The organism is Asticcacaulis sp. AC460 (genome assembly GCF_000495795.1).
In the GTDB taxonomy this organism is placed as follows: Bacteria; Pseudomonadota; Alphaproteobacteria; order Caulobacterales; family Caulobacteraceae; genus Asticcacaulis.
On the sequence record NZ_AWGD01000040.1, the window covers coordinates 1 to 21,545 of the forward strand.

Annotated in this window: 16 protein-coding genes; 7 read left to right on the forward strand and 9 right to left on the reverse strand. The window is 63.2% G+C overall.

The window, feature by feature from the left end; translation table 11 throughout:
• Window positions 1-2,536: cadherin-like domain-containing protein (locus ABAC460_RS45565; protein WP_023455561.1), on the reverse strand; the 2,536-nt coding region annotated here is incomplete at its 3' end.
• Between the two features lie 136 nt (window positions 2,537-2,672).
• Between ABAC460_RS45565 and ABAC460_RS50015 the strand changes: the two genes are divergently transcribed.
• Complete coding sequence (locus ABAC460_RS50015) at window positions 2,673-2,822, forward strand: hypothetical protein (RefSeq protein ID WP_023455562.1); 150 nt, start codon at window positions 2,673-2,675, stop codon at window positions 2,820-2,822.
• Window positions 2,823-3,053: 231 nt separating this feature from the next.
• Here the strand turns inward: ABAC460_RS50015 and ABAC460_RS45570 are convergent, their stop codons facing one another.
• Together ABAC460_RS45570 and ABAC460_RS45575 are read right to left on the reverse strand one after the other, a co-directional pair.
• Window positions 3,054-4,133 carry a helix-turn-helix transcriptional regulator gene (locus tag ABAC460_RS45570; RefSeq protein WP_023455563.1) on the reverse strand — a complete coding sequence of 360 codons (1,080 nt, stop codon included), beginning with the start codon at window positions 4,131-4,133 and terminating at the stop codon, window positions 3,054-3,056.
• A 211-nt stretch (window positions 4,134-4,344) separates the two neighbouring features.
• A complete protein-coding gene (locus ABAC460_RS45575; RefSeq protein WP_023455564.1) occupies window positions 4,345-5,493 on the reverse strand; it encodes a TadE/TadG family type IV pilus assembly protein in 1,149 nt (382 codons plus the stop codon).
• Between the two features lie 319 nt (window positions 5,494-5,812).
• Here ABAC460_RS45575 and ABAC460_RS45580 point away from each other — a divergent pair, with 319 nt between their 5' ends.
• Window positions 5,813-6,046 carry a hypothetical protein gene (locus ABAC460_RS45580; protein ID WP_155914753.1) on the forward strand — a complete coding sequence of 78 codons (234 nt, stop codon included), beginning with the start codon at window positions 5,813-5,815 and terminating at the stop codon, window positions 6,044-6,046.
• Here ABAC460_RS45580 and ABAC460_RS45585 read toward each other — a convergent pair.
• Window positions 6,035-6,352, reverse strand: a complete 318-nt coding sequence (locus tag ABAC460_RS45585) for a hypothetical protein (RefSeq protein ID WP_023455566.1) — start codon at window positions 6,350-6,352, stop codon at window positions 6,035-6,037. The two genes, ABAC460_RS45580 and ABAC460_RS45585, sit on opposite strands and share 12 nt — an antisense overlap.
• Before the next feature lie 139 nt (window positions 6,353-6,491).
• Between ABAC460_RS45585 and ABAC460_RS45590 the strand changes: the two genes are divergently transcribed.
• Window positions 6,492-6,845 (forward strand): Hpt domain-containing protein, encoded by a 354-nt coding sequence (locus tag ABAC460_RS45590; RefSeq protein ID WP_023455567.1) that lies wholly within the window; start codon window positions 6,492-6,494, stop codon window positions 6,843-6,845.
• Between the two features lie 182 nt (window positions 6,846-7,027).
• Entirely contained in the window at window positions 7,028-9,076 is a 2,049-nt protein-coding gene (locus ABAC460_RS45595) for a M13 family metallopeptidase (protein WP_023455568.1), read from the forward strand.
• Between the two features lies 1 nt (window position 9,077).
• Here the strand turns inward: ABAC460_RS45595 and ABAC460_RS48665 are convergent, their stop codons facing one another.
• The gene (locus tag ABAC460_RS48665) at window positions 9,078-12,218 is read right to left on the reverse strand and encodes a PAS domain S-box protein (protein WP_023455569.1); all 3,141 of its coding nucleotides are present in this window, start codon (window positions 12,216-12,218) and stop codon (window positions 9,078-9,080) included.
• A gap of 180 nt (window positions 12,219-12,398) precedes the next feature.
• Here ABAC460_RS48665 and ABAC460_RS45600 point away from each other — a divergent pair, with 180 nt between their 5' ends.
• The gene (locus ABAC460_RS45600) at window positions 12,399-13,430 is read left to right on the forward strand and encodes a hypothetical protein (RefSeq protein ID WP_023455570.1); all 1,032 of its coding nucleotides are present in this window, start codon (window positions 12,399-12,401) and stop codon (window positions 13,428-13,430) included.
• 1 nt (window position 13,431) lies between these two features.
• Window positions 13,432-13,881 (forward strand): NUDIX domain-containing protein, encoded by a 450-nt coding sequence (locus tag ABAC460_RS45605; RefSeq protein WP_023455571.1) that lies wholly within the window; start codon window positions 13,432-13,434, stop codon window positions 13,879-13,881.
• A gap of 3 nt (window positions 13,882-13,884) precedes the next feature.
• Here the strand turns inward: ABAC460_RS45605 and ABAC460_RS45610 are convergent, their stop codons facing one another.
• From ABAC460_RS45610 to ABAC460_RS45625, 4 genes are read right to left on the reverse strand one after another with little or no spacing between them, the layout of a single operon-like run.
• A complete protein-coding gene (locus ABAC460_RS45610; protein WP_023455572.1) occupies window positions 13,885-14,796 on the reverse strand; it encodes a family 43 glycosylhydrolase in 912 nt (303 codons plus the stop codon).
• A complete protein-coding gene (locus ABAC460_RS45615; RefSeq protein ID WP_023455573.1) occupies window positions 14,793-15,554 on the reverse strand; it encodes an FCD domain-containing protein in 762 nt (253 codons plus the stop codon). The genes ABAC460_RS45610 and ABAC460_RS45615 overlap by 4 nt, the downstream gene beginning before the upstream one ends.
• Entirely contained in the window at window positions 15,541-17,043 is a 1,503-nt protein-coding gene (locus tag ABAC460_RS45620; protein ID WP_023455574.1) for an alkaline phosphatase, read from the reverse strand. Before ABAC460_RS45620 ends, ABAC460_RS45615 begins: the two co-directional genes overlap by 14 nt.
• A complete protein-coding gene (locus ABAC460_RS45625; protein ID WP_023455575.1) occupies window positions 17,040-19,790 on the reverse strand; it encodes a glycosyl hydrolase 115 family protein in 2,751 nt (916 codons plus the stop codon). Before ABAC460_RS45625 ends, ABAC460_RS45620 begins: the two co-directional genes overlap by 4 nt.
• Window positions 19,791-19,998: 208 nt before the next feature.
• Between ABAC460_RS45625 and ABAC460_RS45630 the strand changes: the two genes are divergently transcribed.
• On the forward strand, window positions 19,999-21,495 hold the full coding sequence (locus tag ABAC460_RS45630) for a CoA-acylating methylmalonate-semialdehyde dehydrogenase (RefSeq protein ID WP_023455576.1): 1,497 nt from the start codon (window positions 19,999-20,001) through the stop codon (window positions 21,493-21,495).
• Window positions 21,496-21,545: the final 50 nt, after the last annotated feature.

Here is a 21,545-nt window from a genome sequence, read left to right on the forward strand (position 1 = left end):
TGCTGCCGCTCAGGTCGGTGCCGGTCCAGGTGACGACATAGCCGCCGCCGGTCAGGTGCGCCACGGACGACGAGTTCTGCTCGCCGGCGGTGATGTTGTTGACCGCGCCCTGGGTCAGCGGATTGAAGGTGGTGGCCAGAAGGGCGGTGTCGCTGAGGATCCAGGTCTTCTGGTTGCCGGCCGTGGTGACGAAGCCGTCGGTGACCGCGAAGGTGAAGGCGACCTTGCCGATATAGCCGGTGGTCGGCGCGAAGCTGTAATTGCCGCCGCCCAGATCGGTGACGGTGCCGTGGGTCGCCGTGACGGCGCCGCTGATGCTCAGTTCGTCGTTGTCAACGTCGGTGAAGCCCTGCAGCAGTTGCGCCGCGGTAAAGGTGTAAGCGGTGTTCAGCTTGCCCATGGCCAGGGTCGCCTGGGCCGTGGTCAGGACCGGACCGGCGTCGTTGACCGAGGCCAGCGAGAAGCTGCGGGTCTGGTTGGTGAGGTTGTTCTTGCCGTCGGTGACCGTGTAGGTGACGGTGACTGAACCGTGATAGTTGGCGTCCGGCGTGAAGGTCCAGCCGCCGTCGGTCGCCGTGAAGGAACCGTGATTGGCGCTGATGGACGAAACGGACAGGGAGCTGTCGACGTCGGAGAAGCCGGTCAGCAGGGTCGTTTCCAGGATGACCTGGGTGGTGTCCTCAGTGCCGGCGTCGATCGTGCCCGAAGCCGTGCCGGTCGGCGCGTCATTGACGGCGCTCAGGTTGAAGGTACGGGTCTGGCCGCTCAGGCTGTCCTTGCCGTCAAACACGGTATAGGTGACGATGACATCGCCATTGTAGTTGGATTGCGGATTATAGGTCCAGCCGCCGTCGGTCGCGGTGAAGGTGCCGTGGTCGGCGCTGATCGACGAAACGGACAGGGGGTTGCTCTCGACGTCGGAGAAGCCGGCCAGCAGGGTCGATTCCAGGATGACCTGAGTGGTGTCTTCGGTACCACCGTCGATCGTGCCCGAAGGCGTGCCGGTCGGCGCATCATTGACGGCGCTCAGCGAGAAGGTGAGGGTCTGGTCGGTCAGGCTGTCCTTGCCGTCGAACACGGTATAGGTGACGATGACATCGCCGTTGTAGTTGGATTGCGGGTTATAGGTCCAGCCGCCATCGGTCGCGGTGAAGGTGCCGTGGTCGGCCGAGATGGCCGAAACGGACAGGGTATTGCTTTCCTCATCCGTGAAGCCCTGCAGCAGGGTCGATTCCAGGATGACCTGGGTGGTGTCTTCGGTGCCGTCGGTAATGTCGCCGGTCGGCGTGCCGGTCGGCGCATCGTTGACGGCGCTTAAGGAGAAGGTGAGGGTCTGCTCGGTCAGGCTGTCCTTGCCGTCAAAGACGGTATAGGTGACGATGACATCGCCATTGTAGTCCTCTTCAGGCGTAAAGGTCCAACCGCCGGAGACAGTCGACAGCTTGCCGTGATCGGCGCTGATATCGGTGACGGTGAGGGTATTGTTTTCGACATCCGAGAAGCCTTGCAGCAGAGTCGATTCCATGATGGTCTGCTGAGTATCTTCGGTGCCCCCGTCGATCGTACCCGAAGGCGTTCCCGTCGGCGCATCATTGACGGCGCTCAGGTTGAAGGTAAGAGTCTGGCCGGGGAGGGTGTCCTGGCCGTCATAGACGTCATAGGTGATGGTGACCAGGCCGTTATAATCGGCTTCCGGCAAATAGGTCCAGCCGCCGGCCGCCCCAGTGAAGGAGCCGTGGTCGACGCTGATCGACGAAACGGACAGGGTGTCATTTTCTTCGTCCGAGAAGCCGGCCAGCAGAGTCGACTCCAGGATGACCTGGGTGGTGTCTTCGGTGCCGGCGTCGATCGTGCCCGAAGGCGTTCCCGTCGGCGCGTCATTGACAGCGGCGACGTTATAGGTTGCCGTACCCGCGACGTTTGCCTTGCCGTCGGTCACGGTGTAGGCGAGATAGACATCGCCGTTATAGTCGGCGTCATTCAGGGTGATGGTGAAGGTGTCGTCCACGCGTGACGCGGTGCCGATGACGATATCATCGCCGAAGTTGGCGGTGACATTGATCGGGCCCGTGATGTCCAGTTCGTCATCATCGGCGTCGGTGGCGTTGCCAAGCAGATCCAGGAGGGAATACTGGGCATTGGTGCCTTCGTTAACCCCGGTCAATGTGTCCTGGGTGCTGAAGGTCGGGGCGGAGTTCGCGTCGCTGGCGCTCAGGCTGTAGCTGCCTTCCAGGCCCTCGCCATCTCCGACCTGCAGATAATAGGTTCCGGCGACGAGCGTTTGGGAAAGGGTTGCCGCCGAAGCCGTGGAGGAGTCAAAAGCGACTGTATTGCCTTCTTCGTCGAGAAGCCAGAGGTTCGCGGTATCGCCACCAACGTCCGAAACGGTCAGCGAGAAATTGTAGGTTCCGTCCGTATCGATGACGATCTTGATCCAGTCAAGGTCATTAAGATCCTCGAACGCGCCCAGGTAGGTTTCGCCGAGATCGATTTCGGCGCCGGTTGTCGAATCGTTAGGTACATCAGGATCGCTCATAGTGTCCTCCTCGGGGCATTTTTTTGCAGCGCCACGGATGGTGGGCGCGGTCGATGGGGTGAATAGGCCGGCGTGACGAGGTCAGGCGTGGCCGGGAAGATGGGACGCGGTGCCGTTGCCGGCAGGAACTGAAGCCTTGATCGCCTTCACGGAGACCAGAGGGTTACGCAGCGAGCGGCATATTTGCCTGAAGGCCGACAAGATGCTGGGCGCCACAGGCGTGGCGCAGGGCTTTGGATGGGAGCGCAGCATCACCTCTGCGCCCGTCCGGTTGAGAAACGTTTAAATGCAGAAAAAAGGAGAGCTGCGACTGTGCGCCCGCCGACGGAGTCGAGGGGGCGCGATTCGTTCTGCCGAGGCGGCGGACATTGAGGCGCAAACAAAAATCATCCCTGTCCCGCCGGATCACGCAACACGCGAATCAAACGGGTATTTCTTATAGATTTTTGATTTTTAGGCGCTCGATTCCGCCTTGCGCATCCTGCACATGAAGGACTCGCTTCAATAAATCTTCGCCTCAGAATTGAGTCTTGAGTGACGGCAATCGGCTGAAGCTGGCGATCAGCTGGGCCTGGCGTTCGGTCTCGGTCTTGCGCAGGACCGATGACAGTTGCGAGCGTACGGTGGTGATGCGGACATTGCGGGCTTGGGCAAAATCTTCTGGCGTTTCGCCACGCATCAGGGCCTCGGTGAGGGCGGTTTCAGCGGCGCTGAGGCCGTAGAGTTGCGAGATCTTGGCGCTAAGGGGGCGCGGGGTTGCCGGATCGTCGATGATGACAAAGGCCGTCTTGCGGTCGGTCATAGCGGACAGGATGACGCGCGTTCCGCGGCCATCGCCGCCGCTGATCTGGCAGACCTCGGCATCCTGGCCATCGCCGTGAAGGGCGGCCTGGAGGGAGTCGACAAGGCGCTTGTTGTCCTCGGATTGCAGGGCGCACAGGCGGCCCTTTTGTTCGAACAGGCCTTCGCGGCGCGCAAGGGCGTCCCCGGCGGCGGCATTGGCCAGGACGATCGTCCGGTCGGGTGTCACGATGAGGGTTGGATAGGCGAAATGGTCCAGGGCAGCGCGCGCGACTTCGGACCGGGATTCAAGCCGCTGCATCTGCCAGCGCATGACATGCATGCGCTGCAGGTGGGGGATCAGGGCCTGGAGGCGGGCGGAATCGCCAGCGGTAAAGGGGCGGGCGCTTAAGGGGCGGCTGATGGCGCAGGACAGCACGCCGTGCGGCGTGGCGATCAGGGCGCCCAGACCCAATACAGAAGCGTCGGCATGGGGGCGGTAGAAGCGGTCGTAGATGTCGTGGAAGGCTGGACCTTCAAGGGGGGAACCCTGAGCCGGCAAGGTGGCGACATGGTGTTCCGCCTGGATCCAGAAGTCCTGGGTCAGAAAGTGGCCGGCGAAATCGATGCCGGAGGCCGCGACAAAATAATCCCGTACGATGGCGAATTCGCGCGTATCGCAGGCATGCAGGGTTATGGCCGCCGTCTGCGCCTGGGCGAAACGGGCCAGGCGTTCGGCCAGCCTTGGTATGATCTTGTCGTCGACGGCGGCGTCATAGACCGTGTCGATCAGGCTGGACAGGCTATCGGTTTCCACAGCTTCGCCCCCTTGGCTTGGCGACGAGAGATAATAGGACACCGGCCACTGCGCATCCTTCAGGTGGAGGATGGTCGCGTGACGGTCCCGTGCTGATTAGCCCGAATCGCCGGGCGATCCTAACACCTCAAGACCCTGCGTGCGTCGCCAAAAAATGTTGCAACGCAAAAGGTTGTCGCAAATTCTTCATACAAATGGCGACGCGGCGGGGTCAGCGCGTGAGGCGTGGTGAGCCCGCGGGGCCGACGCCGGACGGGACCGGGACGCCCGATCCGCTGTAGCGGGTGTTGATGACCATGACCGGATTCTTCTTCAGCGTAATGGTCTTGGCGACGATGATGCTCCACGCGGAGTCTTCGGCGACCTGTCCGGCGGTTTCGACTTCAAGTTCGGCATTGGGGATGTAGATCGTCCCCAGCAGTTCGCTGACGTTGCTGGAAGCAAAGACGAATTTTTCATTGTTGTCGCGCGTCGTAACCATTAAGAAGCCGGCGAACTGACCTGTCTTGCGCGCTGTAATCTGGACCGAGGAGGTGTCGTTGAACTTTACCGATTTACCCGAGCCGAAAATCAGAACCACGTCATCCCCCCGGATGATGGCATTCTGCTTGGTTTCCAGTTGATCCATAAACCAGTGTTCACCAGGTTGCAGTATCAGGGTGGCATTCTTGTCGATCTTGTAATAGCTGCAGTGGACGCCTGGCGGGAGGGTCAAAACAGAGGCGGTGACAACCTCGATCTTTTGAGCCTTGCCGGTGCAGGCCGTTGGGGGCGCCAAATTCATCGCCAGGAAGGGGTCTTCGATAGCCATAGCGCCGCTATGGCCTTGCGGTGAAACGGGACCTTTCACGGTGCCGACAGCTTGGGTATGTGCAGCCTGCAGGAAGGCTCCGTTGGCAACCGCAACGTTTTGGTTGCTGTGGACCATGCATCCGCCGGCGCGGATGACGGCCTGGTCGTTGAGTTTCATCTCTTCGCTGCCGGTCTGTAGAATGCACAAAGGCGTCTTGAGCAGGCCTTCGGCGGTGGCCCTGGCGCTGATCGGCTTGGGGGTGCCGTCGGGTATGCCGATCAGGGGCGAGTGCTGGCTGCGTCCGACGACCGTCACGGCGCCGGTGCTGCGGTCGATGGTGATTTCGAAGGTGACCGGATCGCGCATGTTTTCGACGAGTTGCCGCGCCGCGGCCTCGGCGGAACCGGCGACCAGTTCGTCGCTGCCGAGCGCGAGCCGCGAGGCGCCCATCAACGCGCCGGCGTCCGCGGCCGACTGCAGGCTGTAACGGTCGTTGACCATGGACGAATGATCGATGGTGGCGGTAATGAGGTAAAGGATCGGAGCAGCACAAAGCGCGGCAATCACTGTTGTATTGCCGCGGCGGCATCGCGCCCATTGGACTAAATTGTTACGCAGTCCGGAAAGTAACATAGTCGTAAGATAGCCATAATTCCTTACATATGTTTAAACCGCATCTGCAGGCCGGGGTTTGACTGGTTTTGCCCCAAGTATTTATCGTGTTTTTATTTTTAAAATGGGTTTTATATCCGTCTGCTTATGTTGCGGTGCGGTGTAATGATTGCGTGGTATGTGGCTACGCTTCCCGGCGTGGGATGAAATCGCATTTCTTCTTTACAGGCGCACTGCCAGAATTGTCTCAAATTGCGTAATTTGGACCGGGGCCATGAGTTCATCCGTACGGGTCGTCGCTACCGAGAAAACCATTTCCGGCTATCTGCTGAAGCTTCAGTTCGATGGGTCGCCCCGTACCGTTACGCTGTCGTCGTCGTGCGAAACGCGGGCGGAGGCCATAGACGACGTGCGAATGCAGCTTCACGACCTGGGGGTCGGGACGCGGCCGGATTTCGCGGACGGCTTTCTGGTTGAGACTAAAGAAGAGGATCCGTCACGACTGTGAAGGTGCGGATTCGGTGCGGCGGCCTATCAAGCCGAGCAAGGCGATTAGCCTGTCGACGTCGCTGTCGACTGCGGCCTCCAAAAGTGCGGCGATATCCTCTCTCGCGCTTGTGACCGTAATGGCACCCCGTTCCAGCAGGACCAGCACGCGCTCGATATAGGCGATCACCCGTGCCAGAAGACTGGGCTGGATCACACCGTCATAGAGGATCGGCAGGGTGCGCATCAGGCATCGTCGGGCGTCTTCCGGTTTGATGGCGCCGGTTTCGACCCAGGACAGGATTTCATGGCTATAGTCTGCAAGCACTCTGAACTCCCACCGCCCTGCGTCCAGTCTAGACCTTGCTGCCACGAAGGCGATAAGGAAAGCCGCGCGAACTTGTGCAGATTCGATAAGATGGAATCAGTCTAAGCCGTTTGCGAGAGCGGAAGCGAAAGAGGCAATCATGGCTTTGCGGGATGTTACGGGCGCGGTCGATTTTGCGCATCTTGAGGCCTATACCCTCGATGACGCCGTGGTCATGGAGGAGGTTCTGCGCCTGTTCCAGCAACAGAGCGAACTGTGGGCGCCCTTGCTCGATACCGGCCATGAGGGCTGGCGCGACGCCGCCCATACCTTGAAGGGGGCTGCGGCCGGGATCGGCGCCAATCACCTGGCGGCCGTGGCCGGAGAGGCCGAAAAGGGCGACGCCGAAGGCGCGGCGGGCCGCTTGGAAAAGGTCAAGACCGCCCTGGCGACGGCCTTGATGGATGTCAGCGCCTATATGCATCATCTGCAGCTCAGGGCGTTGAGGGGGTAGCCCCTCCGGCGGGGACCGTCAAAAATCTTTCGGGGCCAGCGTGTGCGTAACTATGTAAATATTTACATATTTTCCATGACGGACTTTATGGCGGGCATGAACATTGCTATTCTGTAACTTGACGCTGCCGCGCCGAGGGAGATGATTTCGTCAGAGACATTCTTTTCCCGTGAGGCCGACCCATGTCGCTGCGCAGCTCAACCGCTCTGGTACTGGTACTTTCCACCCTTCTGACCGGAACGGCGTTTGCCGAACCCGGCCATGACGTCGACCTGCAGGGCATTGACGCTTCGGTGAAGCCCGGTGACGACTTCTACCGCTATGCCAACGGCACCTGGATCGATAAGACCGAGATACCGGCCGACCGGTCATCTTACGGCCCGTCCGCTGTCCTGGTCGAAAAGACCAGCGAGCAGGTGCGCGTCCTGATCCAGGATGCCGCCGCCAGTCACGCCGCGGCGGGATCGAACGCCCAGAAGGTCGGCGACTACTATGCGTCCTTCATGGATGAGGCCGCCATCGAAACCCAGGGCTTGCAGCCCCTGGCCGCCGAGTTCGCCGCCATCGACGGTATCAAGGATAAGACCAGCCTTGCCGCCTATTTCGGCAGCCACCTGCGCGCCGATGTCGATGCGCTGAACGCCACCGACCTTTACACCGATAACCTGTTCGGCTTCTGGGCGCAGCAGGGCTTCGAAAATCCCGATCATGTCGTCGCCTACATCATGCAGGGCGGGTTGGGCATGCCCGACCGCGACTATTATCTCGACCCGTCCGAGAAGATGGTCAGCCTGCGCACGCGCTACCAGCAGCATATCGCCACCATGCTGACCCTGGCCAATGTGCCGGACGCCGAAGCCAAGGCTGTCCGGATCCTGGCGCTGGAGACCGAGATCGCGAAGACCCATGCCTCACGGCTGGATACCGGAAATGTCCCCAAGGCCAACAATCCGTGGAAGCGGGCCGAATTCGCCGCCAAGGCGCCGGGACTGGACTGGGACGCCTATTTCAAGGCGGCGAGCATGGATGGGCAGAGCGACTTCATTATCTGGCAGCCGACCGCCGTTACCGGCGAGGCGGCCCTGGTCGGTTCGCAGCCGCTGGAGGTGTGGAAGGACTATCTGCGCTATCGCCAACTTGACCATTACGCCGCCGTCCTGCCCAAGGCGTTCTACAACGAGGTCTTCGCCTTCTACGGCACCGCTTTGCAGGGGACACCCAAGATGCGCGACCGCTGGAAGCGCGCCATCTCTGCGACCAACGGCGCCCTGGGCGAGGCGGTCGGCCAGCTCTATGTCGAACGCCATTTCCCGCCCGAGGCCAAGGCCAAGATCCAGGAGATGGTCGATAACGAAATCGCCGCCTATCGTGTCCGTGTCGAGAACCTGACCTGGATGTCGCCGGATACGAAGGCCAAGGCACTGGCCAAGCTGGGCACATTAAAGGTCGGGGTCGGCTATCCGGATAAGTGGATCGATTACAGCGGCCTTCAGGTGGTGCGCGGCGATCCCGTGGGCAATATGCAGCGCGCCGAGTTGTTCGAATACAACCGCAACCTGGCCAAGCTGGGCAAGGCGCCGGACCACTATGAGTGGGTGATGACGCCCCAGACGGTCAATGCCGTCAACCTGCCGATGGCCAATGCGCTGAACTTCCCGGCCGCCATCCTGCAGTCGCCCTATTTCGACCCGAGCGCCGACGCCGCCTATAATTACGGCGCTATCGGCGCCACCATTGGCCACGAAATCTCCCACAGCTTCGACGATACCGGCGCCATGTTCGACGCCGAAGGGCGGTTGGCCAACTGGTGGACGGAGGAGGATCTGAAGCACTTCCAGGCGGCCGGTGCCGCCCTGGCGAAACAGTATGACGCCTATTGTCCATACACCGACCTGTGCCTGAACGGCCAGCAGGTGTTGGGGGAGAATATCGCCGATGTTGCCGGCCTGGCCGCGGCCTACGACGCTTACAAGATGTCGCTGGGCGGCAAACCGGATGAGGTCAGGAATGGTCTGACCGGTGACCAGCGCTTCTTCCTCGCCTTTGCCCAGAGCTGGCGCGACAAGACCCGAGAAGCCGCCCTGCGCCAGCAGATCCTGACCGACGGCCATGCGCCCGATGAGTATCGTGGTGACACGGTGCGCAATCTCGATGCGTGGTATGAGGCTTTCAAGGTCACGCCGGAGCAGAAGCAGTATCTGAAGACGGAAGATCGTGTAAAGGTCTGGTAGGTCAGGCGCTCAGCGACCGCTCCCTGTCGCCGGCATGCGCGAAGTTGGCGGCATCGGCGATGGCATTCACCAAGGCTGCAGGTGTGATCGGCTTGGCAACCAGGCCGTCGAAATCGGCCGGGTTGTACAGGTCGTTGCCATTGGCCGTGAAGGCCAGGATGGGCGTATCCCGGTTCGGACCCGCTTCGGCGCGGATGCGCTGGGCGGCCATGGTGCCGTCCATGCCCGGCATGCGGATGTCCATCAGGATGACGTCGACCGGATAGATGCCGGCCATCAGAACACCTGCGGAACCGTCCTCGGCCTCAACGACCTCGGCATCCGACCGTTCCAGGATGGCGCGCGCCAGTTCGCGGTTGACGGCATTGTCGTCGACCACCAGCACGCGCAGCCCGCCCAGGTCGGGCAGGTCGTCGTCGAATTCGAAGGCCGCGCCGTCGGCCAGGGCGGGAGCGGGCAGGGCGACGTGGAAGTCGGCGCCCTGGCCCAGGGTGCTGGTGACGCCGATGTCGCCGCCCATGGCGTCGACCAGTCCGCGGCAGATGGCCAGGCCCAGGCCCGTACCGCCGTGCTTGCGCGTCGAAGATCCGTCCACCTGTGAAAACCGCTGGAACAGCTTGGCCTGGCCGGCCTCGTCCATGCCGGGGCCGGTGTCGACCACATGCACCTGAAGCTGGTTATCGTCGTAGCCCAGCTTCAGCGTGACGCTGCCGGTGTCGGTGAACTTGATGGCGTTGCCGATCAGGTTGAGCAGGACCTGGCGATAGGCCTGGGGGTCCATGAAGACCGAGCCGGGCACCTTGTCGTCGGCTTCGAAACACAGCTCCAGCCCCTTGTTTGACGCCTGGGCCTGCATCATCAGGAACAGTTCGCGCGACATTTCCACGATTTCGGTGGCGCGCGGCTTGGTCTCGAACTGGCCGGCCTCAAGCTTGGAGAAGTCGAGGATGTCGTTGACCAGCGACAGCAGGGCATTGCTGGCGGTCGAAATGCGTTGGGCGTAGCGCAGGGCGTCGTCCGGCATGTCGGTGCGTTCGGTCAGCAGGCTGGAGAAGCCGATCATCACGGTCAGGGGCGTGCGGATTTCGTGGCTCATATTGGCGGTGAAGTCGGCCTTGGCGCGGGCGGCGGCCTCGGCGGCTTCGGTTGCGGCTTCCAGTTGCCGTTCCTGGACGACCTGACAGGTAATGTCGCGCACCACGTCGACGAACGTCGGTGCGGCTTCGTCGCCGTTACGCATGAGGGATGGACTGGACTCGACCCAGGTCCAGGCGCCGGTCACCTGGTTCAGGCAGCGCCAGCGCACCCGCAGGCCCGACTCGCCTTCCGACACACGGCGGAAGGTAGAGACGACCTCGGCCATGTCGTCGGGATGCATATAGTCTTCGGGCCGGAATTCCAGGGCTTCGGCGGGGCTGACGCCGCGCAGTTCGCGCACGGCGGCCGAGACGAAGCTGCGCTTCAGGTTCTGGTCGCAGATGACGATCATGTCGGTCGAATTCTCGGCCATCAACTGGTAGCGGGCTTCGGCCTCCATGCGTTCAGTCAGGTCCTGGACCTGGGCGATATAGTGTTTGGGCGCGCCGGTTTCGTCGCGCACCATCGATACCGACAGGTTCACCCAGACGATCCCGCCGTTGGCGCGCAGATACCGCTTGTCCATCTGGTACGAGGCAATGGCGCCGGCCTTGAGTTGCTGCAGGTGTTCGAGGTCGCGGTCGAGGTCGTCGGGATGGGTGATCTGCTGGAAGTCGGCAGCCAAAAGGACTTCGCGATCCAGGTCGAGAAGGTGGCAGAAGGCACGGTTCACCTTAAGAAAACGGCCATCCAGTCCGACCAGGGCAACTCCGATCGGGGCATGGTGGAAGGCCGCCTCGAACAGCTGGGTCTGGGCCAGGCGTTCGGTAATGTCGTGCATCATGGCCGTAAACTGCCAGCCGGAGGCACTGCGGGTGGCGCTGAGCGCCATTTCGATGGTGACCTCGGTGCCGTTGCGATGCAGGGCAGGCAATTCTATGCGCTGGCCGATGACGCGGGGCTCACCGGTGGCAAGGAAGCGCGCCATGCCAGCCTCATGCCCGGCGCGGAAGCGTTCCGGAATGATCAGGTCGGCCATGCGGCGCCCAATAGCGTCGGCCTCGGTCCAGCCGAACACCGCCTCTGCCTGCTGGTTCCAACTGGCGACGCGGCCATGTTCGTCCGACGTGACGATGGCCTGGTGGGCATTGGCGATAAGGTTGTGGAACTGGGCCTCGCTGGCCTGGGCGCGCAGCCGTTCGGCCTCGAGTCGGGTTTCGCTCTCGCTCATCCGGCGGGCTGAGACCACTGCCAGGACAATCAGTCCGATCATGGTGCCGGCGATGGTCAAGACCAGGCGAAAGTCGGTTGTGACAAGGTTCAGGTGTGAGGCCTGCAGTGCAATCCAACCCAGTACCGGCGGTAGCGCCAGGACGGTTAGCAGGATGCGGCGCATCAGTTGGCCGGTCGCGCTGTTTTGAGTCAGGACGCGCAGAGGCGCCGCATCCGGGCGCAAGGCTATGATAGCGACCGACAGCAGGCACAGGCAGATCGCCGTGTGCAAAGCGATGTCGGTATAGCCGACGACGCCACGGACGCTTTTTATGCCCAGCAGGTAGGCGAGGAGCGAAATGCCACCGATAGCGGCCGGGACGCAGGCGATCAGGCCATGAAGGCCGGCGGGCAGCCGGCCCGGAAATTGTCTCTGAACCAGAAGCAAACCGGACAATAGCGCGAGCCCCAGCGAGGTGCCTTCCGCCATGCGGCCGGGATGGCTGGGGAGGACGGCCTGGCCTAACACCTTGTCACCGAACAACAGGGTGTCCAGGGCGGTCGTGGTGCCGGTGAGATATTCCGCCAGAAAGGCCAGGCTCCAAAGGCCTGTGAGCACGCATATCGCAAGCGTAACGGGGCGGGGCAGAGATGGCTGCACCAGGGCGAGGCTCAGCAGGACCAGACATACGGCCGTCGGCGGTTGCATGGCCAAAAGGCCGGGCAGCAGCGAGCGCAACTGGACCAGATCGGTCTGCCAGCCCACCAGGGAGATGACCCCGATCAGGCACACCGCAAGCCCCAGCCGGCGGCTCAGGCGGGGCCAGTCGATGGCAGCCTCTATGGGTATCATGGCGGGTTCTTTCGGACGCGGTACGATAATGCGGTCCAGCCTGCACCAAAGATATTAACATTCCGGCCCATAACGGTGACCTCGAATTTGCCGTCATTGCGCTGCAAAAAGCGTTGCGCCGGAAACGGTTTGGGTTCACGTATAAGCCCCGAAAACACGGCGCATGGATCGGGTGAAGAGATGAAGCTGAAAGCTGTTAAGCTGAAAACCTTGTTGCTGTCGGTCGTCGCCGGCGCAGCGATTGCGACCGCTGCCCTGGCCTGGGGTTCCGCCGGTCACCGCTTTATCGGCGAAGAGGCCATCCGCGCCTTGCCGGACTATACCCCGGCCTTCCTGCGCAGCCCCGAAGCCATTGCCGACATCGGCGAATACGCCAACGAACCCGACCGCTGGCGCGATTCCGGTTTCGTCCACGACAGCGAACGCAATGCCGCCCACTTCATCGACCTCGACGACGAGGGCAAGACCCTGGCCGGCCAGACCCTGTACGAACTGCCCAAGACGCGTGCCGATTATGAGATCAGCCTGAATGCCAAGGAACAGAAGATCTGGAAATCGGGCTATCTGCCCTATGCCCTGGTCGACGGCTACCAGCAGGTGGTCAAGGACTTCGCCTACTGGCGCGTGCTGAACCTGCTGGAAACGCGCGAGACCGACAAGGCGAAGAAGGCGTGGTACCGCGCCGACCGCATCCGCCGCGAGAGCCTGATCAAGCGCGATATCGGCGTCCTGGCCCACTATGTCGGCGACACGACCCAGCCGCTGCATATGAGCATCCACTACAACGGCTGGGGCGAGGAATTCGCCAACCCTAACGGTTACACCCTGGAAAAGATCCACGTGCCGCTGGAAAACGCCTTTGTCGACGCCAACATCTCGGCCGCCGATGTCCGTGGCGCCATGGCGCCATACGGACCCTGTACCGACGGCCCGGAAAAGTGCTTCGCCAAGCGGATGCTGAAGAGCCACGCCCTGGTCGTGCCGCTGTACGAACTGGAAAAGGCCGGTGGGTTCAAGCCGGGCGACCCGCGAGGCCGCGACTTCATGAAGCAGCAACTGGGGCAGGGGGCATCGGACCTGCGCGACGTCATCCTGGACGCCTGGCGCGATTCCAAGACCATGCAGGTTGGCTGGCCCAAGGCGACCTATGACGACTTTGTCGGCAACAAGGTGGCCGATCCGTACCTGACCCTGCACGGCGGCGCGGGTTGATATGACCGACATCAAGCAGTTCGGCGCCCGCGATGCCGGCCTGACCTACAAACCCCGCGTCGGCGCCTATGGTATCCTGCTGCACGACGGCAGGATCGCCTGCGCCCAGATCGGCTATGCGAAATTCACCTACGACTTGCCCGGCGGTGCGCTCGATCCGGGCGAAACGGCGGAACAGGCGGTCAGGCGCGAATTCATGGAAGAAACGGGCCTGGAGGTGACGGTCGGGCGCCAGGTGACCGAAATCGACCACTATTTCATTCATGACGACGGTACGCCGTACAACAACCGCTGCCATTTCTTCGAAGTCGAACTGGTTGCGCACAAACCCGCCGGCAAGACCGAGAATGACCACGAACTGGTCTGGCTGCCGCCGCTGGAAGTCATCAAACGGCTGAAGAACGAGGGCTATGCCTGGGCCATGGTGTTGTGGCTGCGCCGTTCCGGCTGAGCCTTACTTTTTTACCTCAACGATGGTGCCGTGTTCACCGTAGGAGAGCGGTGCGAAGGTGATGGAGCGCTTGTAGCTGCCGCCGCCGTCCAGAAGGCTGTCGTGGTAGAACAGCCACGACTGACCCCCGAAATCGATGATGGCCTGGTGGTTGGTGCTGATGTCGAGATAGTCGAGCACCACGCCGCGATAGGTATAGGGTCCCAGCGGTGACGTTGCGGTGGCATAGACGATCTGGCCCGGCCAGCCGGTCGAGAAGGTGAAGTAGTAGACGCCGTCGCGCTTGTGCAGGTAGGGCGCCTCGCCGTACTTCTTCTTGGCGTCGTCGGCCGGGAAGCCGTTGACCTGGATATCCAGGATCGGGCCGTCGGTTTCGATCATGTTGGATTTGAGTTTGACGATCTTGGGCACGCGGGTGCCGAACATCAGGTAGGCCTGGCCGTCATCGTCGATCAGCACGGCCGGGTCGATCGGCTCGGCGCCGGCATTGGCGTCGCGCGCCTTGTCGACCAGGGCGTCCGTGCGGGCATCGACGAACGGGCCCTTGGGCGCGTCGCTGACCGCCACGCCGATCTTGTCGCCGCCGACCGGGGCGTAGAAATAGTACTTGCCGTTGCGAAAGGCCGCTTCCGGCGCCCAGGCCTTGGCGTCGGGTTTGGCCCATTTGAACACGGTCACCGACAGGAAGGAACCTTCGTCGGTCCAGGTCTTCAGGTCGGGCGAGCTGAATAGGCGCCAGTCGGTCGAGTCCCAGTATTTTCCCGAATTGTCCTGGTCGTTGGTGGCGTAGACATAGACCTTGCCATCGAAAACATGCGGCGACGGATCGGCGTTGAAGCGCGGCGAGATCGGTTCGGCGGCCATGGTGGGGACGGCCAGGGCGAAGACGAGGCAGGCGAGGGGGAGGGACTTCACGGGCGGGGCTTTCGTTTGGGAGCGGGGCGGGCATCTTCCAGGGCGTTCGACGCCAGCAGGAAGGATTTGACGTTTTCGATATGGTTCCACATGGCGACGAAGGCGGCGTCGCCGTCGCGGCGGAGCAGGGCTTCGACGATCAGCTCATGATCATTGACCCAGCGGTCGCGGTAATGGGCATCCTTGATGTGTTCGTTGAGGCTGCGCCACAGCGGATTGTCGTCGCGCCGGTGCCAGAGCTGGCTGACCAGCAGGGCCAGCTCGCTGTTCTGGGTCGCCTGGGCGATCGCCATGTGAAACTGGATGTCGTAGTTCTCCTTAGGCTCGCCATATTGGGCGCGGCTGTGGTTGTGGCCGGCCTTTTCGATGATCTCCATATCCTCGGCCGTGGCATTGACCGCCGCCAGCCGGGCGATATGGCTTTCCAGCCATTGCCGGGCCTGAAGCAGTTCGAACGGCCCCGCCGGCGGCAGGGAGGACGTCTCCATGCGCACAGCGTCGGGCGCGGTCTCATAGGCGCGCTTGGTGATGTAGATGCCCGAGCCCTGGCGCGGTTCGACCAGGCCCTTGACCTCCAGCATGACCAGGGCGTCGCGGATGACCGTGCGGCCGACCTCATACCACTGCGCCAGGTCGCGCTCGGGCGGCAAGCGGCCGCTGGTGCCGAACTCACCCGTGCGGATGCGGCGGATCAGGTCGTTGCCGACATCGTGGTAGGCCCGGCGTTCCTTGTCGGCCCTGACGTTATTGCCGTCCATCTGTATGCTCCTGGTCGCCGGAGTCTAACCTTACGGCAGGATCTTGCAAGCGGGCATCGAGGTCGAGCGCGTGGGCCATGACCTGATAGATGTAGTTGGACTCGAAGGTGCCGGTCAGCAGGTCGGAGTCGGGGCCGCGGGCATAGACCGGCACGTCCTCGCCGGCGTGCTGGGCGCTGGTCATGTAGGTCAGGGCCGGCTGGCGGTAGTCCTTGGCCAGGACGGTGGCCTGGTCGGGGATGGCAGAGGCTGTACCCTCCTTCGGGCCGGACGGGCCGGTGGCGTAGGACAGGGTGGTGCGTGGCCGGCCATTGCCGTCGGTCTGGAGTTCGCCGTGGTAGCGGACCAGGCCCAGGACCGGCTCGTCGCGGCCGGAGCCCGCCGTCAGGACCAGGCCGTGGCTGTGGTCGGCGGTGACGATGATCAGGGTGTCGCGCGGATCTGTGCGTTCCATGGCGACCTGGACGGCCTTCGACAGCTCGTCGACCTCGGTCAGGGCACGGTAGGCGTTGTTCTGGTGGTGCCATTTGTCGATGGCTGCCGACTCGACCAGCAGGACGTAGCCGTCCGGATCCTGGGACAGCAGATCGATGGCGGTGGCGGTCATGGCCGCCAGGCCGGGGACGGTGTCCGGCCGGTCGGCGGCGGAGGGCAGGTCGCCGCCGGCAAACAGGCCCAGCACGGGACCGGGGGTGCGGGTGTCGAGCGCTGCGAGACCGGCGGCATCGCGGACCAGGCGGGCATGGTCGTATCCCAGCCAGGTGGCGGTCAGGTCGAGGCCGTCCTTGCGCCGGCCTTCGCCGGTGCCAGAGGGCAGGAAGTTGTTGAGGTCGCCGCCGAAGGCGACGTCGAGGCGGATTGCCTCTGGCGCCTCGACCAGTTGCCGCGCCAGGTCGATACAGCCGGCCGCCGGGGCTTCGGGCGGCAGGTCGGCATCGGCGCGCCAGCCGCGAAAGGTCGTATGACCATAGGCCCCGGCCGGGGTGGCGTCGGTGATGCCCGATGTGGTCACCACGCCGGTGGCCAGTCCGGCGCGCGCCGCCTGCTCGGCCAGGGTCGGGATGCGGCCCTTCAGGGCGCTGGGGCAGTCCTTGCCGGTGACGGAGTCGTCGACGCCGGTGGCGGCATTGATCGTCTTGACGCCGGTCATGATCGCCGAAATGCCGTTCGACGAGTCGGTGACCAGTTTATCCGCCGAATAGGTTTTGGACAGGCCGCTATAGGGAAGGGTTTCAAATGATAGTTGGTAGCTGGCGCCATCCCGGCCGCGGGTCTGACCGGCCAGGATACGTCCGGCGGTAACCGAATTGATCCCCATGCCGTCGCCGATGAACAGGATGACATTGCGCGCCCGGCGGGGGGGCGGCTGGCGGTTCAGCGCGTTATTGAGCGCCGCGCGGGCGGCGGTGAATTGCGGGTTGGTGGCGCTGTCGGCGGCCTGGGCGGCGGCGGGCAGCATCAGCAGAAGGGCGAGGATGGCGGCTTTCACGGTTGCGGCTCCACGGCGCCGTAATGGTAGGGTGCGCGGTCGAGATCGATCTCGATGCGGTCGAGCGTGACGCCGGGATCGAGCGGATAAACGGTGATCTTGTGTGCGCCCTTGGTCAGAAGTTTCAGCGGAACCGTGGCGACGGCGGTATTGGTCAGGACGTTGTTTTTCCACACATCGCTGCGGCCCAGGGTGGCGAAGTCGAGCACCTGGACCGGGCCGTCATCCAGCCTGAGCGCGATTTTCACGCCCTTGCCGGGATCGAGCGCATGGGTCGGCAGGGCGATGATCTTCAGCACGCCGCCGACCTCGGTCGAGGTGGCGAAGCTGTAGACGGCTGGGGTGCCGTGCGGGCCCGACGGCAGGTCCAGCCGGGCGCGCAGGACGCTGCCGAGGCTGCCCAGGTCTTCGATGACCTGCCAGTCGGAACCGATCTCGCCGCCGGTGGCACGCAGGGTGACCGTCCGGTTGTTTTCCTCCGCGCCATCCGGCAGGGCGGGCAGGACGCGGACATGGAGCGGCAGGTCCTGGTTCCCGCACCTGACGGTCAGGGTGCGGTCGCCCGGTGCGGCCTGGCCGTCATAGTGCAGGGTCAGGCGCTGTTCATAAGCGTTGGCGGCGTTCAGGTCGCCCGAGGTTGCCGACAGGGTGAAACCCGCGGCGCCTGTGCCGGCCTGCCAGGTCAAGGCTTGCTCGCTGTGGCCGAAGACGGTGACGGGCCGGCTCTGCGGCCGGCCGGCGACGAAGGGCAGGGTGTTGTTGTCGTTGTACCACTGGCCGGACAGGGCCAGGTCGCAGCCCTGTTTCGCCGAGGGTGACCACTGCGGCCAGGCGGGTTCGTCGAACACCGGCAATTTCCGCGGCGCCATGTCCATCATGCCGCGCCACTTGCCGTTGTTCAGGTTGTTGTAGGTTTCGGTGTCGCGCACGATGACGGCGTGGGCGTCTTTCGCCTGGGCGACGTAGAGGTTGGCGCCGGCGCGGCCCTGGCCGGCATAGAGATCGGCCAGGTCCAGTTTCAGCACACGTTCGTTCAGCGCCGCCGAGGTTCGCACCGGATAGAGGACCAGCTCGAAATAGGCGTCGCGGCGATCGGCCGGGATCTTGTCGGCCAGGGCTTCGGCGCGGGCGGTCAGGTCGGCATAGGCCTGGATGCGGTTCTGGGCTTCTTCGCCGTCGCCGCGGACATAGTCGCTGTGGCGGTTCTGGTTGACCCATTCGGTCTGGCCGAAGCCCATGAATTCCGGCTTGCGTTCAAAGGCCAGGTCGTAATAGCCCATCATGATGTCGGCGATTTCGGCGGCCTGGGCGGTGCCGAACTGTTCGGTCATGAAGCCGGTCAGATAGTCGCGCGGGGTCTGTTTGAAGGTTTCGGCGTCGAAGGCCAGGTCGAGGAAATACTGGGTGAGGTATTCGATCGGCTTGATGTCGCCGACATTGGCGATCCACATCTTGCGCGACTTCAGGTCCCAGGCGCGGCCCATCTGTTCGTGCATCAGGTAGGGATGCGTCGTCCCGAGCCAGAGATAGTCGTGCGGCCGGCCCCAGTAGGACAGGTGGTAGTAGATGCCGGAGCCGCCGGGACGCCGGGTTTCCTCAGGCGCGCTGAAGCGGCGGATATAGCCGTAATTGTCGTCGGCCCACATCAGGGTGACGTCGTCGGGGATGGTCAGCCCGCCGGCGTCATAGGCTTCCTGCAGTTCGTGATAGGCGACATAGACCTGGGGCACGGTTGCGGCGGGGCGCTTATAGACCTGTTTCAGGATATCGCGTTGCAGGCCGATGACGGTTTGCAGGACGGCCTGGCGTTCGGCCATGGTGTTGGCGCCCTGCATCGGGCCGTCGTGGATGCCGCGCAGCCCGACGGTATAGATGTTGTCGAAGCCTTTGCCCTCGCGCACCCGCTGGCGCCAGTAGTCCAGGATGGCCGGGCGATTTTTCGTAAAGTCGAACGCGCCGCGGGCATGTTCGTCCCATTCGCGCAGGTTGTTGCGCATCATCGGCTCGGCGTGGGAGGTCCCGACCACCACGGCATAGTCTTCGGCGAGCGGTGGATTGCCCTTGTTGCCGTAAAACGGCGTCGAGATGGTGTGCATGGCCGGCCAGACCGTATTGGCTTTCAGCCGCCACATCAGTTCGAACACCTTTTCATAGGTCTTCGGGCCGATATTGCCGGTGGCGGGATCGAGGGTCTGCGCCGCCCACGGTTCCAGGCCCCAGTCCTCGTCATTGAGGAACATGCCGCGATATTGGACCGACGGCGTCTTTGAGGTGAGGGGGGCATCGTCGATGGCCAGCCGGTCATGGCGGCGTGGGGTGACATCGGCCCACCATTCCCACGGCGACACGCCCAACTGGCGCGACAGGTCGACCGTGCCGTAGACGGCGCCGCGACGGTCGGAACCGGCGATAACGACATAGGTCTTGCCGCCACCGCGCACGACAAAGCGGCGATAGATCTCCCACTGGCCGTTCAGGGCGGATAAATCTTCTTTGGCCAGTCCGGCCAGGCGGCGCACTTCCGGGGCGTCGTACAGCCCGACGACAACGCAGACCTCGCCGCAATCACGCGGCCTGGCCGACACCTTGGGCGCCTGGCCGGTCAGGCTGGTCAGGTCGTGCGCCAGCAGGTCGGCGGCCAGGTTCAGGGTGTGGCCGGCGCCGCGGTCGTCATGGACGATATTGGCGACTTGCGCGCCATTATACAGCACGACCTCGCCGGCGACGGCGGGAGAGGCGAAAGCCACGATAATTCCCGTCAAAAGCCTTGCGGACCATCGTGTCATCGGCGTAGCATCCCTGTCATGTTTCGGCCGTCTTGATGCGGTCCGTAGAGTCGCCCGGCGCCGGGCGACGTGGCAATATAAAACGAATATTGCATTTATCAATCCTTTGAAATATTCATTCTGAAAATTGCGGTTCGTCCCGGACCGGTTCAGTCGAGGTTCTGCCTGTATGCGCGCTATCGGACATTTTTATAACGGCCGGTCCCAGCCGGGCGACGGGCGTCTGTCCGATGTCTTCGACCCCAATACCGGTCAGGTCCAGGCGCGGGTTGCGTTGGGCGATACGGCCCTGGTCGAGGCCGTTGTCGCCGCGTCGAAAGCTGCCCAGCGGGGGTGGGCCGCGGTCAATCCGCAGCGCCGCGCCCGCGTCCTGTTCGAGTTCAAGCGGCTGCTGGAGCGCGACATGGACTCGCTGGCCTACCTGCTGTCCAGCGAGCACGGCAAGGTCATTGCCGACGCGAAAGGTGACATCCAGCGCGGCCTGGAGGTGGTCGAATTCGCCTGCGGCATCCCGCACCTGCTGAAGGGCGACTACACCCAGGGGGCCGGGCCCGGGATCGACGTCTATTCGATGCGCCAGCCGCTGGGCGTCGTCGCCGGCATCACGCCGTTCAACTTCCCGGCCATGATCCCGATGTGGATGTTCGCTCCGGCGTTGGCCTGCGGCAATGCCTTTATCCTCAAGCCCTCGGAGCGCGATCCGTCGGTGCCGCTGCGCCTGGTCGAGCTGCTGATCGAGGCGGGCCTGCCGGCCGATGTCCTCAATGTCGTCCAGGGTGACAAGATGGTGGTCGACGTCCTGCTGGATCATCCCGACATCAAGGCGATCAGCTTTGTCGGCTCTTCCGATATCGCGCAATATGTCTATGGCCGCGGTGCTGCCAATGGCAAGCGCATGCAGTGCATGGGCGGCGCCAAGAACCACGGCATCGTCCTGCCGGACGCCGATCTTGACCAGGCCGTGGCCGACATTATGGGCGCGGCCTATGGTTCGGCCGGAGAGCGCTGCATGGCCCTGCCGGTGGTGGTGCCAGTGGGTGAGCGCACCGCCGACGCCCTGCGCGGGCGTCTGGTCGAGGCCATCGAAGGCCTGCAGGTCGGGATATCGACCGACGCCGACGCCCATTATGGTCCGGTGGTGTCGGCGGCCCACAAGGCGCGTATCGAAACCTATATCCAGATGGGCGTGGACGAGGGCGCCGAACTGGTCCGTGACGGCCGCGGTTTTGCCTTGCAAGGCTATGAGAACGGCTTCTTCCTGGGGCCGACCCTGTTCGACAAGGTGACGCCGCAGATGAAGTCCTACCAGGACGAGATTTTCGGGCCGGTCCTGCAGATGGTGCGCGCCGACAGCTTCGAAGAGGCCCTGCGCCTGCCGAGCCTGCATCCCTATGGCAATGGTGTCGCCATCTTCACCCGCAACGGCGACTACGCGCGCGATTTTGCCGACCAGGTCGAGGTCGGCATGGTCGGGATCAACGTCCCCATTCCGGTGCCGGTGGCCTATCACAGCTTCGGCGGCTGGAAGCGCTCGGGCTTCGGCGACCTCAATCAATATGGTATGGACGGGGTGCGTTTCTATACCCGCGTCAAGACCGTAACCCAGCGCTGGCCGCGCGGCGGTGTCCTGGCCGATTCGAGTTTTGTCATACCCACCATGACGTAACGGCAAGATTAGTCTGACAAATTGCGTTGACGTGGAATGAAAATTCCATT